This window comes from Paenibacillus sp. FSL M7-1046 (genome assembly GCF_038007405.1).
GTDB lineage: Bacteria > Bacillota > Bacilli > Paenibacillales > Paenibacillaceae > Paenibacillus_AQ.
The window spans coordinates 4,209,269-4,226,630 of the sequence record NZ_JBBOXB010000001.1 but is presented as its reverse complement, the minus strand read 5'-3'; the positions used below and the strand labels follow the sequence as shown (position 1 = coordinate 4,226,630).

Genomic DNA, 17,362 nt, shown 5'->3' with positions numbered 1-17,362 from the left:
TTAGTTTGCTGTTACTCTTTGCGCAGCATCGTTATAAATTTTCAGCGCTTCATCAATGGCGCCCATTTTTTGGACCTTATCAATGAATACCTGCCAATCATCGAAGCTGCTCTTGCCTGCCACGAATTTGGCCTGTTCTTCCGTAACAAACGTTTTTACCGGGTTCATAATCTCCGAGATCCGCTGGTTTTCATCGCCTGTGAGTTGAATCGAAGGTTCGCTCAGCCAGGAAGGAACATATTCGTTCTCAGGCATGGGTAAGCTCGTCAGGAATTGTGACTTCTCAATCGGCACCTCTTCATATTTGCCGTTAAATAGGGTATAGTCTGTCGCGGCAAAATCTACAAACGCTCTTGCGTCACTAACCATCTGCAGGCCAGGGTTATGATTCCGGCTTGCCCGCATGCCGTATTTATCGCCTTCCAGCCACGGATCCTTGGCATTTTTCAACGAGTCCACAAAGGTCGGAATACCATTCTCCCCAATCGTATAGGTCGTGCCCTCAATCCCCCAGGTGATGAGTCTGATCATTTCATCCGAATATTGATAATCAATGAATTTGATCAATTCTTCGGGGTTTTTCACTTTTGAACTTAGACCGTAAGCTGCCCAGCCCAAATCAGGAGTATTGCCATTCACCACTTCCTGCCAGGCTTTCCCGTATTTCGGATTGTCAGGATACAGGGAAACTGCAAAAATCTTGCCATCGTTGGCCGTTCTTGTGTACTCGGCCGGAGTGGTAAACCACTGCGTCAGCCACATAAGGTTGTCGCCATTCAGCGCTTTTCTTTTCAGCGTATCATCTGTATCAATCGTATACTCCGGATCTAACAGCTTATCCGCATACAGCTTATTTGCAAATTGGAGTGCATCTTTAAACCCTTCTTCCAGAACCCCATATACATATTTCTCGCCGTTCCAGAAGATTTCGTCCTTGATATGGTTCGCAGAGAACAGCGATCTCAGGCTGTTCCATTTGGTTGCGACGGGATATTTGTCGGGATAGAGTTTTTTAAGGCTTTTGGCAGCCTCATAAAATTCATCAAGTGTTACCGGAATTTCGATATCATTCGCTTTGAACACGTCATAGCGGTAAGAGGACGTATTCTGAATGAGCATGCCGCGATCCTCGGGGAACCTTGGAGTGGAAGTTTCCATAAAGGTATACATCTCGCCGTCCGGATTCGTTACCCGCTTCATTCCATTTTTCACCTTGCTAATGTAGTTCATATAATTCGGCATTAAATCTTTATATTGGGCTAATTCGAGAAGCTGGCCCTGACCGGCCATTTCACTTGTATCATAAAATAACGGCGTCACGAAGAAGTCCGTCAGATCGTCGCTTGCAATCATGAGTTTGACCTTCTCGTCATACTCGGAAGACGGAATATAGTTATATTCAATTTCCACCTTTTTACCCATGTATGCTTCCATGCGTTTGTGCCATTCCTTGCCTACGAGACTATTCGGATTATCCACGCCATACGTAGGCAGAGTCACCGAAAAGCGCATCACTTCCTGATTCTCTCCATTGGCGGCAGAATTCTTGGAATCATTCGAACATCCTGAAAAAATCATCAGTGCGGCCAACCCGAGGACAAGTATTTTCGCCAGCTTGTTCATTTCATTTCCCCCTAATTTGTACGATAAACCGTTTTTTCAAATCTCATCATTAACAATGAACCGTCCGGGCACTCCCCACTTTATACCGGCACATCCGCAGTTCAGCCTTTGACGGAGCCTACGAATAATCCCTTGGTGAAATGCTTCTGAAAGAAGGGATAGATGCACATAATCGGAAACATGGTAATAATAATGACGCTCATTCGTACCGCCTTCGGATCAAGCGTTTCTCCCGGGGCATTGACAGCAACAGCACCGCCTCCTACCCGCCCTTGAATCGCAGTCGTATCCAAAGTGAACAGATAGTTTCTTAACACCATCTGCAAAGGGTACTTATCCTGATCCCGCAAGTAAATCAAAGCTTCGAACCAGCTGTTCCAGCTTCCGACCAGACCGAACAGAGCAAAGGTCGCAAAAAGCGCTTTCGACAACGGCAGTATGATTTTGAATAGGACCACTAAATCATTCGCCCCGTCGATATAAGCGGAGTCCTTCAGCTCAGAAGGAATATTAAGAAAGAAGGTACGAAATAAAAATACATTATAAGCGCTAATTGCGCCCGGGAGAATCATGACCCATACCGTGTCTAACAGGTTCAGACTGCGCATAAGCAGATAGGTCGGAATTAAACCGCCACCGAAAAACATCGTTATCATAAGGAAGAAGGTTAAAAATTTCTTACCCGCAAATCCAGGGATCGTGAGCGGATACGCCATCATTGCCGTAAAAAGCAGCATAATGCCCGTTGAGCCTGTCGCATAAATAATCGAGTTCAGATACCCTTTAAAAATGTATGGATCATGAAATACCGTCGTGTACGCTTCCAGATTAAATCCCTTAGGCCAAATCGTTACGCTCCCGGAAGAGATGTAACTTGCGCCGCTAAGCGATGTCGCGACAATGTGCAGAATCGGATACAGCACAACAACCAGGATTAACAGCATGATCACAACGTTTATTGCATCGAAAGCTCTGGAACCTAAGCTAACCCTTTTCAACTTCTCACCACCTAGAACAAACTTGTCTCTGATACTTTCCGGCTAATCCAATTGGTCAAGTAAAGAATAATAAAGGAAATAAGCGACATGAACATTCCGATTGCTGTTGTGTACTCGTATTGCGCACCCAGTATACCTTGACGATAAACATAGGACCCAATGACATCCGCTACTTCGTAAGTCTCAGGTGAATAGAGCAGAATGATCTTCTGAAAATCATTTCCAAGAACTCCCCCTACGGCGAAAATCAGCAATATAATTGTGGTCGGCTTGAGCGAAGGCCATGTAATGTGCACAACCTTCTTCCATCGCCCTGCGCCGTCTACTTCAGCCACATCATAAAGCGTTGGATCTATTCCGCTTAATGCGGCAAGGTAGATGATCGTGCCGAACCCGACGCCTTGCCATATACCGGAAGAGATGAAGATGGACCGGAAAAAATCCGACTCCAGAAGAAACATAACCGGTTCTCCGCCGAAAAAGGCGACAATATTGTTAAACAAGCCATCCCTTGCCGTAAATTCCTTAAGCATCCCCGCAACAATGACGACCGAAATGAAGTGCGGGAAGTAAGATACCGTCTGAACAATTTTCTTAAATCTTTTGTTCCTCAGTTCATTGAACAGCAGTGCCAATATAATCGGCGCCGGAAATGACCAGAATAAAGTATACAAACCGAGAAGCAATGTGTTTTTCAAAACCCTAAACGCCATGGGATCATTAAAAAAAGAAATAAAATACTTGAATCCCACCCACTCGCTTCCCCATATCCCCTTGGAAGCGTTAAAATCCTTGAAAGCGATTAAAATTCCGTACATCGGAAAATAGTGAAAAACCAACAGCGTCAGGAAGCCGGGAAGCACCATAAGGTAGAGATAGCGGTGCCTGATAATTCTGGCTATGAACCTGTTATTACTTGTCTTCACAGAAACACCTCCTGACTGCCAACATGTTGTAGTCTGATACGGCTGGTACTAGGCTCACAGGCGCGTGAACTCCGCGATTCAGCCGATTGCAAGCGCATTCATTTTCACCTCCAGATTGGATCCCAACGTCGTCGAAACCGAGTTGCTTCTGCTTTCCGTGTTATACAGATTAGTCCATCATGATGCCGAAAGTTATTATGCTAGGTAAAAAATAGCACATACCATTTACTGCGTCAATATATAAAATTCAAACACAAATTAGATTTATTTCGTATACTATTTATGAATTTTCCCGAATTGGCGGTATCGATGGGGCGTCAGGTTGTGCCTCCGCTTAAACAAGTCATAGAAGTAGCTAACATTCTCAAGTCCGATCTCCAAACTGATATCCACGATTTCCATATCCGTGTTCAGCAGCAAATTCTCGGCGTAGGAAATCCTTAATTCATTGATATACTGGGTCGGAGACATTCCAAGATGCTCTCTGAACATTCTGCATACGTAGGCATGCGATTTACCTGACAGTTGGACAAGCGCGGCCGCTCCCCGCGTAAATTGTTCTTTCTTTTGCACCTCTCTGCATAGAGCCTTTAACCATTCCGGCTGTCCTGCCGGTTCGAACGGCTCCGCTTCGGCCTTGATGTAGCGGGAGAACAGATCGGTCAAGATGGCTCTTACCTCTGCTTTGATAGCCAGCTTCTTCTCCTGCGGGATCAGACTGAGCTGCTCCAGCCGATACCGCACATATTCTTTCTCCGTTTTGGACAACAAAGTCGACGGCGGCATGGCCGGCTCAAGAAGCCTTCCACTCGGGAATCCCTCTCCCAAGAAAGCAACCAGGTCATCAAGGACCTCCCGGTTGAACGACAAATTGATGAACTGGCAATCGCTATCTGTTGTCTGCTCATAGCAATGCACATCCCGGTCCCGTATGAACACGAGAGTATTTTCCTGCAACAACTGACGGTTGCTGTTAATGACATGCACAACTTTCCCCTTCAGAATAAGAAACAATTCAAAAAAGTCATGACTATGCATGCCGATCGTATCGCGCACCGAAGCAATCAGCCGATAATGGGCCTGAATCTCAGAATCAATGCCGTCCGCCGCGAGAAGCTTCAACATTGGCTATATTCCTCCTTGTTCGTATATGTACATTGATAAAGACAAGTCTTGCAATGTCAAACCACCATAATGTATTCAAAATTGGAGCAAGAATTGGGACATAGCTATCCATTAGGATAGAATTGTTATTGAAGCCTGAAAGGAGATTGCCACAAATGAACTTATTGAAACTGCGTCAGCAATTTGAAGCAAACAAACGCATTTATGAAAGCGCCAAGCTTGTTTTCCACGGAGTCGAAGACTTCGATGTCTACAATCCTACGATCCCGTTTGAATGGAACGGCAAGCGCTACATTTATGGACGCCTGGAAAAACGCCATGAGTGGGCAAGGTCTTGGGTTCGCCTGTTCGAGCAGAGCGGTCCGGATGATTGGACAGCCGTGACGGACACAATGATTTATCAGCTTGAAGACCCTTATATTAGCATGATCGGTAAGCAGCTCGTATTGGGCGGTACGCATGTCCGTTACAAGCAGGGGCAGCTTGATACTTTCTACGGTTACTTCTACAAAGGCCGTGATATTCATGATCTCTTCTACTTCACGACCGGTCCGGATTATATGAAAGACATTCGGCTCGTAGAGCTTCAGGATGGCAGGATCGGCGTCTTCTCACGACCACGCGGAGAAGGAGTACGCAAGGAATTCGGAAGTGAATCTTTAGTTGGATTCACAGTCATCAACAGCCTCGACGACCTGTCTCCGGAGGTTATCGAGAACGCCCCTAATATCCGAGGCCTGTTCCATGAGGATGAGTGGGGGGGCTGCAACCAGGCCTACTTGCTTGAGAACGGGAAGATCGGCGTCATTGGCCATATCTGTTATGCTCAAGGAGATATATCGACCTATATGAACATGGCCTTCGTATTGGACCCGCAGACGAATCAATTCTCAGAGTTGAAAATCATCGGCACGCGTCCTTGTTATCCAGAGGGACCCGCCAAGAAACCGCATCTGACGGACTGCACATTCACCGCCGGCATCGAAATGCGTCCCGATGGCAAGGTCAATCTGTACAGCGGCATCGGCGATTGCGAAGTTGGTCGTATTGTCATCGACTACCCGTTCGAGAAGGAAGGCGCCATTGTTACTATCTAAATGAAATATTCAAGCGTCGAGCTGCTGGATTTGCCAGCAGCTCTTTTTGTTGTCCGTTGACGGCGTAGCGGACTGCAGTAAAGCCATTATGTTAAGTTAATGAAAGAGCATACTTTATTTGACCCCATAGTAATACAGACCTGCACAAAATTCAAATATTTTATGTTATTAGGTCCCATTATTACTTAATTTCCGAGAATATCCTGCTTATTTGATAAAATTCCATTTAAATCACACTCTAAGTACGTATACTTTTTAAAACGATATACGCTATAATTGAGGAAATGTCGATATGAGGTGAACTTACTTGAGCAAGAAGGATTTGACTCTGACAAAGTACCAGATGGTTAAAGACTATGTCTTATCCCAGATTGAGAATCAGGAATTTACAGAGGAAGATCGAATTCCTAGCGAGTCGGAATTTTCCAAGCTGCTGGATGTCAGCACTATCACTGTGCGCAAAGCACTGTCAGAGCTGGTGAACGAGGGCGTGATCTACCGTATCAGGGGTAAGGGGAGCTTCGTCGCCAGTCAAGCGGCCGTCCCGGAAAAGACCTCGAATCTGGTCGCTTTCGTCATTTCCGGCGTCGAACTGTACGATAGTTCGTATATGCAGATCATGAGGGGCATCCAGTCCTTTCTGGGCAAACATGGATGCAAGCTGATCATTGAATTCGTGGAAAATGACTTCGAACAGGAACGCGAGCTCGTTCTGGGGCTGATTCAAACGGAACTAAGAGGATTACTCATCTATTCCTCTGATCCCGAAGCTGCAAAGGGCTATCTCGGGGAAATTCGAAAAAAAGCGATTCCATTCGTTATGCTTGATCGTTCGCCCTCCGGCTATCCAGTCAACGTCGTCACTTGTAATAACCACGACGGTGCTTATGAAGCAGTAGAATACTTGATACAGCAAGGTCATCAACGAATCGGATTTGCGGCTTACGACTATCATCTGAGTCCGGAGATTGACAGATATAACGGTTATCGCAATGCCATGTTGAATGCGTCCATTCCAATCTCCGAGTCTCTCTTGTTCCTGGATAAGGAAATGGATCACGCTGTGCTTGCACACCTGATTCAAAACGGGGAGCTGACCGCACTTTTCTGCGCGAACGATAAGCGGGCCCTTGAGGTAATAGAACGGCTGACCGCACTTGATATCCGTATCCCTGAACAAGTATCCCTAATCGGCTTTGACGATTTCGAGAGCTCCAAGTTCGCCAAGGTCGCCTTGAGCACAGTGAAGCAATATTTCGACGTCCTTGGCTATGAGAGTGCCAAGCTGCTGTTCGAAATTACCGAAGGCTCATCCTACGGCAATAAGAAAGTCATGTTGCCTACAAGCTTGGTCATACGTGAGACAACTAAGCGATTCCAAGGTTAATGCAATACAAATATAGCAGCAATGCCAGATCTGGACGGTACTGGTGGAGACAACAGCTACTGTCATGCCTGGAGCTGCCCACCGACCTACTTATTATTAGAGAATCAAGTAGGCCCATGCGCAATTGCATGGGCCTCTCACAGACTTGTACGTGCGGGTCATCGCATACGGCTCCTACGTGCTAGAAGAATTAATAAACATAATACTGATCATTCCACTGTTACAGGAGAAGATACAGATATTTTTGTTTCTGACCCATTATCTTTTTCTACATAAAATTCAACATAGGCTCTATAAGTTGTACCCGCAGAACCATAGTAGAACGTATCGTAGATATAACTGATAGCATCATATTTATAATTATCACTAATCAAGACTTCCACAGGCACCCAATAACCGTTACTTTTTTTTTGGATCGATAACTCCTTAATCCCTAACTTGTCAACAACACCTGTAGCTCCCACGTAGGATTCAACCCTTAACTTTCCGTTTCCATCCGCAAAAACGTTAATACTTGAGGATCGAATGTATGGACTTGCTCGAAGCACTTGATCATCCCCGGCTGCAAAAGCCGTGGAATAAAAGGATAACAATAGAATCATAACCATCGATAACGATACATACTTCCGCAACACACTCATCAGTCTTGACCTCCATTTGTAGGTATAGATTCAATCATCTTCCTCATTTCCTCTACGGAAATTCTGCCATTGATATTGATTACTAAATTTGTATTTGACCAAACAACTTGTGTTTGCTCCAAGTTATGAAAAATGTAATATTTGATGCCATTTTGATCGAAGGTTATTACGGGCGTTTCATCCTTTTCGAAAGAAGTCCCTCCTTCAACTACATATCCTTTTTTATACAACAAATAATCAATAATAAGAATGTCATCCGCTTGTTCAGAGGAATAATACAACATGATTCTAGTATTTGTTGTTCGTTCAAATTTCTCTGCATACTTAAAATGGAAACCCTCTGGTAACCACTCCGGCAAAAGTGGCCTGGATTCCACATTTTCAAAAGCTTTATCAATGCTCTCATAGGTTTGATCGTTTGCCGCATTATCGGTTGGCCGCGGGTTTGTTACTGCCATAAAATCGAAAGTTTCTTCTCCCCAACTGACAACTATCTTGAAAAAGTTTAACCCGAATGCATTGGCTACAATGGAGGAGAAGCAAAAAAACAATAAGAAAACGGCTGAAACTCTAATTATTAATTTTTTCACAACCGTTCTATGTTTAGTCAATTTCCAGGTCCTGTATTGGTTTTCAATATTCCTCTGCATTGCTTGTGCCTTTTCATCTGAAAGCGGCAATGTGTCTTCCTCAAGTAAATCAAGGGTCTGAACACATTCTTTTAGCAAATCGGTATCCATCGTCTCCGCATCAGCCATCGAAGCCTCATGCAAAATCCGATAGAATTTATCTTTAGCAGCAGCATCACTACTCCTTTCTTGCAGAATTTCCTTAAAGATCCTTTGATTTTCTTTCCGATTATTCATAGCTATTACTCTCCCCATTATGTACATTACATTCGTCTGTTGAGATCACAATGTATTTCATAAAAAATTTATGTGGACGACTTAGACTTAAATATAACTCGTTAACACTGTTATACAGACAAATTAAAATACTACATCTCCTTAAAGTAATCACGTATATTATTTGTTATTTTTTTCTTGACCCTATAGATTCTTGTGGTTACGGCAGTATTGGAAATATGGTATTTGTCGACCAATTCTTGTACGGGTAATTGATTTCTAAAATAATCGTTATACAATTGATATTCACTTTCATTAAGACCACTCAAAACTTTTTCACTCAATTCATCTATTTCATATGTATCTTCCAGGCATGCTGCAAATTCATCATCATCACTAAAGAATTGCATTCCGTCATCTAATACGATCTCATGCCGCCTCTTTATGTACATACTGCGATAGCTGTTTCTGACCAAGTTCCTCGCGGTAACATAGAGCCATCCTTCAACGTTAGGATGGTTTTGCAATCTCTCAATTTGCTTCCGGGCTTCAAGGAAAGTATTTTGGGTGCATTCTTCTACAATGTCACTCAATTGTACTTGCCCTTTGGTTAAGCGAGTGCAATAGCCATAGATATTTTTGAAATATTTTACACAAAGTTCTTCGTAAAAATCATCCTGCTGCTTACCTTTTCTTCCCCACAAATGCTGCTCTCTCCCTTCATACCTTATCGGAAGAACCAAAGGAGGACTACTGACAAGATGCGTCTCCCAATATCATTGTAAATTCTTATATAATTTCCCTTATTATATAATAATTTTCCGAATGCATCCAGAATGTTACAAAAGATACTAAGAAAAACCTTATAAATGAAAATAGTTAAGAGGAACATGTGATTCAAGCTAATGAATGTAATGTTCTATATGAGAAGGAGGGAAAGAGATGCTTCATTTGAGGTCACCTTAAACAGCTGCTTAGACACCAGAGGTTTTATGAGATGATTTGTGACAATATTCACAAAATTATAAAAGGAGGACTTCATATGTTTAAGAAGCTTGTCAGCTTTTCGTTTATGATTTCGGCCATGTTATTACTTACTCAAGGGGCCTTTGCAGCTGAAAATATTTATAGCAGTGAAAACACCCACCAACAAGTGCAAACAGAAAATAGGGAAGTACTAGCCGGGTTAGAACCAAGTTCAACCGCCAGAAGCTCCACTTATGTAGTCACTGCGGATGGGGTTCGGCTCAGAAGCACTCATTCACTGTCTGGAACGGTTCTCGGGCTGCTCTATAACGGCGATCTTGTAAACGCTCAAACGGGTGGAACAGACGTGACAGCAGACGGTTATGTTTGGAAAAATGTATACAGCTACAACCATGGCGTCTGGGGCTGGATTGTAGTCGATTACATTGAAGAAGCAGGCTAATCCTTTATACTAAAAATCAATCGCAATGGAGAAACGCAGCCCATTGCGATTGATCTATTTTTGTTCCTATAATTTTCGCACTCTTAAGGGGTTGAAATGCTTTGTATCATTCTTGGCGTACAAATGGTGAGGGCAGATCATAATGTCCCATCAGTGAATCCACTTCCCCCCCATCGACCAGAACCTCAAAGGTATCTACTTCATTGAATTGGAACAAAGCTTTGCTTAACGCCTCCAGTAACAAGCCTTCACCTGAAGCTCCCATCCGGTCCACTTCGGGCAAGTGCAAATCAATAGTCAATTGACGTGATTCAAGTTGAGCAGACAAGAAGGTTGTGTTAGGGCATAACGAATATAAGCTTTCTTTTGGGCTTTTCTTAAGAGCATTCAAGGCTGCCAAATACTTGTCTGTCTCTTTGTCATAATGAACCGTCGTTTTCATTTGAATGAGCTCTGTTACATCTTCGTTAACATAATACGTTTTAATCTGTTCCTCTTTCTTTTCAGCGCCAGGAGATTCAATACGGGTCAAAGCGGTTGAATCGGGAGAATTCCCGCCGCAACCAATTATACTTAAAAGCGATCCTGTAATAGCGCACAGCAAGACGGTTTTTATAATACGCATGTTGCCCCCCCTCCCTATGGTATCTGCAGATATTCTTTAATTCCCCCTACGATAGCTTCAGCCACCCGCAATTGAAATTGTTCATCCCACATCGTCGATTCTCCTGTGGATTGGACAAAAATCCGATTTCACAGAGCACGGCTGGCATTGAGGTTTCTCTTGTTACCTGATAGTTCGATTTGCGCACATTCCGGTCTTTAAAAGCGGTGGCTGCTATAATACGCCGATGAAGCACATCGGCCAGTGGCTTGCTGTCTTCGCGCGTATAGTGTGTTTCCGTGCCCGAAACAGACCTGTTTTCCGTAAAGCTATTCCCATGAATGGAGATGAATAAATCCGCTTTGAGATCATTAGCCAATTTAGCACGGTCTGTTCGTTCCACAAAAGTATCATCTTGCCTAGCCAGGTGTACGGAGATACTTGGTTCATCCTCTAATATCTTGGCTATCTTCAGAACCAAGGCAAGAGTAAATTCCTTTTCCTGGCGTCCTGATGCAGATGCCGACCCGGGATCGGTTCCTCCATGGCCAGCGTCAATCACGACCTGATACTTTCCGTTTTCCCCTGTCGAATCGAATGATAAGGCCCATTCTGGATTCTTATTGATGGCGGGTAGATCGCTGTTTGGGTAATCGCTGTCTGGTGAAGCAGAAGGGGATGGTGTTTCTGAACTTGGAGCGGGAGTCGGATTTGCTGTGAAGTCGGGAGCAGCAGTGGGATTGGGAGAAACCTCCTCTCCCGGCTTCATGTACGCTCCAGCGACAATGATGGGATTGTCTTGATCGTCCGGGTTCTCCGAAACGACAGCACCATTTTCCAAAGCTGTGAGGAGAACGGATCGGGTTATGTTATCCCATTCTACCTCCAATCCCAGATTCTCACTGACGAAACGAACGGGAACTAACGTTGTTCCTTCCACAACAAGCGGAGCAGCGTCCAATTTCTCTGCCTTTCCGTTCACAAAGGCTTCTGTTTTATCCAAATAAAGCTGAAGCACGAGCTTGTTCTTTTCCACTGTTATTCGTTTATCGGTTTGATTCCAGAGCACCTTTGCTCCAAGTCCCTCTGAAACAACCCGTAGGGGAACCATAGTGCTATTCGCGACCAACCGGGGCGGTATCTCCGTCTTTAGCGCTTTTCCATCCAGATTCAGCTGAATAGTTGAGCTAGGTGCTGCCTGGCTATTGCCAACGTTTGTGAATAAAATCAAGAAAGTCATGCAGAGCAAAGCTGCAACAAACTTTTTCATAAGTCACCTCGAAGATTTCTGTAAAGGATTCATAGAATAATAGACAAATGGAAGCTAACTGCCGGTTTCGCTCCGATCCAGACGGTATTGCTTCTGATCCTCCTTATTCACGTAGAAGATCGATTGCCCCTCGCAATAGAAGCTCAATACAGGCATATCTGTTAGCTTGTGGAGGTCAGAATCTCGCAAATCCAGGGCATAGAGCTTTTGCTGGTCCTTCCGATTTAAAAAAAGCAGCTCGGTATCGGTCAAGACAAAGGCCTGTGTAATAAGGTCGGGGACTACCGTCTCGGAATCCGTCTTCGTGTCATGTTGGACGACCTGGGATTTTCCATCGACATAATAAATCATGCGGCCGTCAAACGCTACGCTTCTCATGACCGGAGCCCGAAGAACAACCTGCATATCCCCGGTCAGCCGATTGACTCGCCGAATTTCATCTTGGCCGATGAAGTACAAGCTATGCTCATCCAGAAAGAAAGCACTCATGCTCTTAAAAAAATTCACATCTTGAGCATTCGCCTTCGCCAGACCCAATAGAGGACTTTTGTTCATACTCAGCTTCTTTTCGAAGACAACCCGTTCACGAAAAGTCGTTGTATCCACCTCAATCACGGAAAATCGATTCACATTCTCCCTGAACCCTGCTTTGTCCGAATCATATTTTATGTAGTAGACATGTGTGCCTTTTCCAAATAACGCATTCTCCACTCGGGTTAAGGAGGGCATAGGGTTGCGGATAAAGTTGTGCTTTTCACCAGTTTGTTTATCCTCAAAAACAATGCGAATATTCTTCAGATCTGTTTCGTCTACGAAAAAGCGATAATGCTCGTTTTCATAGGATTGCTTGGAGGAATAATTAAAGATAACCCTTGTTCCCGTATTGTCACGAGAGGAACAGCCGGCAAGCGCGGACAATGCCATACATAAAGTGAGCATCAAGCTGGCCGCTCTTATTCCCCGCTTTCGCTTCCCTGTGCTCCACATATTAGTACGCCGTTTCAAAATCACAACCAGTACACCGAGGCAGAGAATGAGCGTGACCGCAAATACGACGCTCCACACAGCAAGAGAGACTTCCCGAAAGACCACATCCAACTGATTATTCAGTGGATTACGCTCGTACTCTGTGCCACGCAGATACCCGGTGGATACCAGAAACCCCAGGGGCCCTGGCAAAAAGTATTTCGTCGATTCCAGACTTAGTCCATAGTAGGGAAGCAGAATCACCGCCGTACAGGAAAACAAGGCAACCGCATATTTTTTCAGGCACACCGAAACCAATAAAATCAGCGTGGCAAAACACAAGCTGCCGAACAGCTTGCCCGCCGTTACCCACAAAAAAGCTTCAAACAGGGTGCAATCCCGGGTGGACGTCGCGAAGTAAGACAGGCTTTGCAGTGGGTAACCTCCGTTCCCCAGCCCGTATTGAATCTGGTAGAAGATATACTGCAAGCCTGTGGACAGCAGGCAAAGCACAGCAACCGTTGATAACGCTAGTCCAATCTTGCAGACCGCATGGTACCGGGTCCCCTTGCGAACCGTAAGGAGGAGTGCATCCATCCGGCTCTCATATTCGAAGCAAAACACCGGTGTTACCAGAAGCAGCAACAGTAATACCCACAATAAATCCAGGCTGTCATGAGCGAGCAGTCCGTTCCAGCCATTCGTGTATAGAAAATAACGATTGGCCGGATGCTCACGGACATAAGTATATTGCTCATAGATCAGCTGAAAGCCCTTCTCGTTTTGCAGGAGCGCCTCCAGCGGGCCGGACGTGGACAGAAACGCTGCTTTCCCCATTTTCCCGTCATAGTAATCATCGGTCGCTTTTTGCAGAGCGACCTTGGCGTCGGATATCCGGGCGGCCTCCTCCGTAAAGAAATGTCCGGTTTCTTCTGTGTACGGTCCTTGCACTTGCTTCAGATAGGGCGAATAGAGCGAAGCGTTCATCTCCATGTCCGGGCTCTCGGGCTTATCCAGAACCAGCATAACCGCCGCACTCAAGACAAAATATAAAATGATGAATAACAAGCCTTTCTGCAGGAGGAACATTTTTTTCATCTCATACATCCAAGTTGACACGATTTCCATCCCCCTTGCGCAGTGCATTCTTTCTCATGAAAATTGCCAGGCCGCAAAGAAAGACAATCCCCAAGCTGGCTGCAATCAAGAGAGCGGCGATATAGCTTGGCAACGGGTAGCCCAATAGAGATACAAATTCCGCTCTCCGGAACAGCTCGCGATTAACAACCAGGACAAACGGATTGATAATTTTGAGCATGATACGCCCGGAGCCCGCGAAGGCTTCTTGCTGGTACATGCAACCGAAAGAAATAAGCAAGCTGAGAATAAAAGGGAGCAACGCGTTACGAAACAAGGAAGAGATCAACAGGAACAACAGTCCAAGTACAAGCATGCCCGCCGTTTTCACCAGCGCAGATAACAAGGCGTATTGACCCAGGCTCATATTCAGCCCAGCGTGGATGAAATCCTCCAGAGCATACAATGGAGAAAAGGCTGCGTCCCACGAGTCAAAGAGGAGGGGAAAGGCGAAAAAATCAACCAGCCAAAACCAAAACGAGACACTGCATACAAACAGAGCCGAGGCCAAAAGTTTAGCCCAAACGGTTTTTACGCCTCCCGCTTTAGTGGTCAATAGCAACGTGTCCATCTCCGTTTCCTTCTCGGACAAAAATACGTTCAAGAGACCGTAGAGACAGATTAGCAATACCAGCAGAGCAGAGAAGTCGTACTGGACATAGTAGTTGTACATCTCCGTGTAGGCGAAGCTGGTGATCGACCGTCCTTGAAACAGTTCCGCAATGGCTGCATTCTTTCGAGAATCGTAATGATTGCCCAATGCTTCATAAAACGTTATGTTGTCCTTGGCGCTGGTCACTACACCCTCGGCATATGCCTTGTAGTCGTAGTCATATTTCATCGGATTCACAAAACAATAACGAAAAAAGTTCCAATCGGTATAGACATTGCTCAAACGTGTACCCGGAGGGCGATAGGTTGTGCTTGTCGTCAGCTCGGCGGTCTGGTTCGCCAGTGGCTGGTAAATAGCCATCAGCTTCCTGATCTTCTCATCCGTAATCGTTCCGCCGAAGTCGTGAAACTGCTCTGCATACAACGCCCTCCATCCCGGGTTCTCAAGCAGCGAATTACTCTCGTGCACACTATAAATTTTCCCGACATTCAACACTGTAAATAAAAGCAGCGCGGCGATAAGCGACCCTTTGCGAAAATGCTTGCGCCATTCATAGCCGATTAACGTTACCATTGCTCGCCCTCTCCGAAATAATACAGGAAGACATCCTCCAGATTGGCCTGCACATTCACGGCGCGGATATCCGGCTTTTCATCGTTTATGACCCGTAAATGAATCTCTTCCTGCTCCCGCAGCATATTACTGATTTTGAGCCGGTGCAGTTTCTCGTCCAGTGTGTCCTCCGACGCGGTTACCTTCCACACCTTTCCAGCCAGCCCGTCCACAAGCGCATGCGGCGTATCTTGCTTTAAAAGCCGCCCGTCCTTCAGCAAAATGACCTGGTTAGCGATGAATTCGATATCGGAAACGATGTGCGTGGCCAGCAGAACAATCCGTTTCTCCGAGAACTTGGTGATCAGATTGCGGAAACGGATGCGTTCCTGGGGATCGAGTCCTGCGGTCGGCTCATCAAGAATCAGAATAGCAGGATCATTGAGCATCGCTTGGGCAATGCCGACGCGCTGGCGCATCCCGCCGGATAAAGCGCCGATTTTTTTACCGGCCGCACCGGTTAAGTTGACAATCTCCAGCAGTTCCTTTGCCCGTTTCTCTCCTTGCGGTTTGGGGATCTCCTTCAGGACGGACATGTATTTCAGGAATTCCAACACTTCGAAATTTTTGTAAAATTGCGGAAACTGCGGCAAATAGCCGATTTGGGACAGGAAGTTCACACCGAGGCTTCGCGCATCCACATCATTGATCAGGATCTGACCTTTATCACTTTTCAAAATGCCGACAAAAATATTGATCAGTGTCGTCTTTCCCGCCCCGTTGGTCCCGAGCAGTCCATAAATCCCGTTATCCATCTCTGCCGAAAAGTCCTGTAAGGCAAACTTCCCCTTGTATTGCTTGGAAATCCCTTTAAATGTGACCTTCACAGGCTGATCACTCCCTTTAAAACCGCTTGGCCACGATTTTCGGTTTGATATCGAGCTGCCGTGCTCCCAGCAATACGATATAGGTTCTCTCATCATCGAAGACTTTTACAATCGGGTCGTTGGCCATATAACGGGCCTCTCCGCCGCTTGATAGGTGTTGCTCCGCTTGCAGCTTGCCGGTGCTGGTATCGTACACCCGAATTTTCCAACCGGTTTTGCCCTTTTCCGCAAGTGTGGTGGCAAAAAAACGCCCCTTGTCTGACCCTGTTACAAATCCGCTCTCCCCTTTTTCGGTCAGTCTGAGAAAATTCCTTTTGCTCCCGGGAGTCCCCATGACAAGCAATCTTCCGGAGGGAATTGTAAAATCCTCTGCGAGAAGCAGCTTCTGGTCATATGCCGTCAACTCCTTGCAGGTGTAGTCGTCAAAGGTCAGATTTGCCAGGCCACTGCCATTCAGACTCACCGTTCCGCATGAATCGAAGGAAGTCTTGCCGGGTGCCACAGGGATTTCTAAACTCTGCGCCTTAAAAGCCAAAGTCTTGTCCTTATTGGTAAAACCAATTTGTTCAAAAGTAACGATACCTGAACGTTTTGCGATATCCTTTGCTTGCAAATCAATGACAGTTGTTTTTTTCTTAGTATTGAAGTTATACAAATAAAGTCCGTTATTTGTAGCATAGGCCGCTTGTGTTCCATCAGAAGAAATCGCAATGGCCTTCAAAAATGAAATATGCTCATTCTTATTAAGCAATGGACTAAAGTCAAACGTTGTTAGTTGCTTAAGCATCTGGTCATAAAACACAGCGCGGAACGCGACTTCGCCACCCGTTGTTAACCCTCCACTGCTACTATTGCCGGTAGTGATTTTCACACCGACTGCTACATATCCACGCTTGGTTGTCCACATCAATTGCTGATCGAAATCCATTCCAGCAGTCTCAGCTACTGCTCGTCCAGTTTGCAGGTCAACCAGTACCAATTGATCTGCCGATAAAAAAGCCTTGTTCTCATCCGCGTAGTAGATGTTTCGGATATCCCCCTTTATTTGTCCGAATGACAAAGAGACAGGAGCCTGCACGGTGGATGAGCTCGCTAAAGGCTGCTCCCCTGCTTTCCCCACACTATGGGTCGAGGCAACGGAGGTTGCATGATTGGAGCTGACGGTTTGACCGGTGATTATTTTATCAGGTTCGGTACGGATGCATCCTGTTATCACAAATACGAGCAATAGCAGAAGAGCGCCGATTTGTTTTGATTTCATT

At 45.4% G+C, this 17,362-nt stretch carries 16 protein-coding genes; 3 read left to right on the top strand and 13 right to left on the bottom strand.

Features of this window, described 5'->3' with window-relative positions; genetic code table 11:
- The 4 genes from NYE29_RS18655 to NYE29_RS18640 all read right to left on the bottom strand — a co-directional run bounded on the left by NYE29_RS18655 (nt 1) and on the right by NYE29_RS18640 (nt 4,672).
- The gene (locus tag NYE29_RS18655; RefSeq protein ID WP_076109948.1) at nt 1-1,623 is read right to left on the bottom strand and encodes an extracellular solute-binding protein; all 1,623 of its coding nucleotides are present in this window, start codon (nt 1,621-1,623) and stop codon (nt 1-3) included.
- A 101-nt stretch (nt 1,624-1,724) separates the two neighbouring features.
- Nucleotides 1,725-2,621, bottom strand: a complete 897-nt coding sequence (locus NYE29_RS18650) for a carbohydrate ABC transporter permease (protein WP_076109949.1) — start codon at nt 2,619-2,621, stop codon at nt 1,725-1,727.
- Between the two features lie 11 nt (nt 2,622-2,632).
- Nucleotides 2,633-3,547 (bottom strand): ABC transporter permease, encoded by a 915-nt coding sequence (locus NYE29_RS18645; protein ID WP_076109950.1) that lies wholly within the window; start codon nt 3,545-3,547, stop codon nt 2,633-2,635.
- A gap of 276 nt (nt 3,548-3,823) precedes the next feature.
- On the bottom strand, nt 3,824-4,672 hold the full coding sequence (locus tag NYE29_RS18640; RefSeq protein ID WP_340897021.1) for an AraC family transcriptional regulator: 849 nt from the start codon (nt 4,670-4,672) through the stop codon (nt 3,824-3,826).
- 155 nt (nt 4,673-4,827) lie between these two features.
- Between NYE29_RS18640 and NYE29_RS18635 the strand changes: the two genes are divergently transcribed.
- A complete protein-coding gene (locus NYE29_RS18635) occupies nt 4,828-5,769 on the top strand; it encodes an MTP-1 family protein (protein WP_340897020.1) in 942 nt (313 codons plus the stop codon).
- Nucleotides 5,770-6,076: 307 nt separating this feature from the next.
- Nucleotides 6,077-7,156, top strand: coding sequence for a GntR family transcriptional regulator (locus NYE29_RS18630; protein WP_340897019.1), 1,080 nt, complete (start codon nt 6,077-6,079; stop codon nt 7,154-7,156).
- Nucleotides 7,157-7,365: 209 nt separating this feature from the next.
- Here the strand turns inward: NYE29_RS18630 and NYE29_RS18625 are convergent, their stop codons facing one another.
- From NYE29_RS18625 to NYE29_RS18615, 3 genes are all read right to left on the bottom strand, one after another.
- Nucleotides 7,366-7,797, bottom strand: a complete 432-nt coding sequence (locus tag NYE29_RS18625; RefSeq protein WP_076109954.1) for a hypothetical protein — start codon at nt 7,795-7,797, stop codon at nt 7,366-7,368.
- On the bottom strand, nt 7,797-8,663 hold the full coding sequence (locus NYE29_RS18620; RefSeq protein WP_340897018.1) for a DUF4367 domain-containing protein: 867 nt from the start codon (nt 8,661-8,663) through the stop codon (nt 7,797-7,799). The genes NYE29_RS18625 and NYE29_RS18620 overlap by 1 nt, the downstream gene beginning before the upstream one ends.
- 131 nt (nt 8,664-8,794) lie before the next feature.
- Nucleotides 8,795-9,346, bottom strand: coding sequence for an RNA polymerase sigma factor (locus tag NYE29_RS18615; protein WP_340897017.1), 552 nt, complete (start codon nt 9,344-9,346; stop codon nt 8,795-8,797).
- A gap of 338 nt (nt 9,347-9,684) precedes the next feature.
- Between NYE29_RS18615 and NYE29_RS18610 the strand changes: the two genes are divergently transcribed.
- Nucleotides 9,685-10,071 (top strand): SH3 domain-containing protein, encoded by a 387-nt coding sequence (locus tag NYE29_RS18610; protein ID WP_340897016.1) that lies wholly within the window; start codon nt 9,685-9,687, stop codon nt 10,069-10,071.
- A 106-nt stretch (nt 10,072-10,177) separates the two neighbouring features.
- On the opposite strand, the gene NYE29_RS18605 is transcribed toward NYE29_RS18610, so the two are convergent.
- From NYE29_RS18605 to NYE29_RS18580, 6 genes are read right to left on the bottom strand one after another with little or no spacing between them, the layout of a single operon-like run.
- The gene (locus NYE29_RS18605) at nt 10,178-10,696 is read right to left on the bottom strand and encodes a GerMN domain-containing protein (protein ID WP_340897015.1); all 519 of its coding nucleotides are present in this window, start codon (nt 10,694-10,696) and stop codon (nt 10,178-10,180) included.
- A gap of 46 nt (nt 10,697-10,742) precedes the next feature.
- On the bottom strand, nt 10,743-11,945 hold the full coding sequence (locus NYE29_RS18600; protein WP_340897014.1) for an N-acetylmuramoyl-L-alanine amidase: 1,203 nt from the start codon (nt 11,943-11,945) through the stop codon (nt 10,743-10,745).
- A 54-nt stretch (nt 11,946-11,999) separates the two neighbouring features.
- The gene (locus NYE29_RS18595; RefSeq protein WP_340897013.1) at nt 12,000-14,030 is read right to left on the bottom strand and encodes a DUF5050 domain-containing protein; all 2,031 of its coding nucleotides are present in this window, start codon (nt 14,028-14,030) and stop codon (nt 12,000-12,002) included.
- Nucleotides 14,011-15,234, bottom strand: coding sequence for an ABC transporter permease (locus tag NYE29_RS18590; RefSeq protein WP_340897012.1), 1,224 nt, complete (start codon nt 15,232-15,234; stop codon nt 14,011-14,013). The genes NYE29_RS18595 and NYE29_RS18590 overlap by 20 nt, the downstream gene beginning before the upstream one ends.
- Nucleotides 15,228-16,100, bottom strand: coding sequence for an ABC transporter ATP-binding protein (locus NYE29_RS18585; RefSeq protein WP_076109960.1), 873 nt, complete (start codon nt 16,098-16,100; stop codon nt 15,228-15,230). The genes NYE29_RS18590 and NYE29_RS18585 overlap by 7 nt, the downstream gene beginning before the upstream one ends.
- A 16-nt stretch (nt 16,101-16,116) precedes the next feature.
- Nucleotides 16,117-17,361, bottom strand: coding sequence for a transcriptional regulator (locus NYE29_RS18580; protein WP_340897011.1), 1,245 nt, complete (start codon nt 17,359-17,361; stop codon nt 16,117-16,119).
- Nucleotide 17,362: the final 1 nt, after the last annotated feature.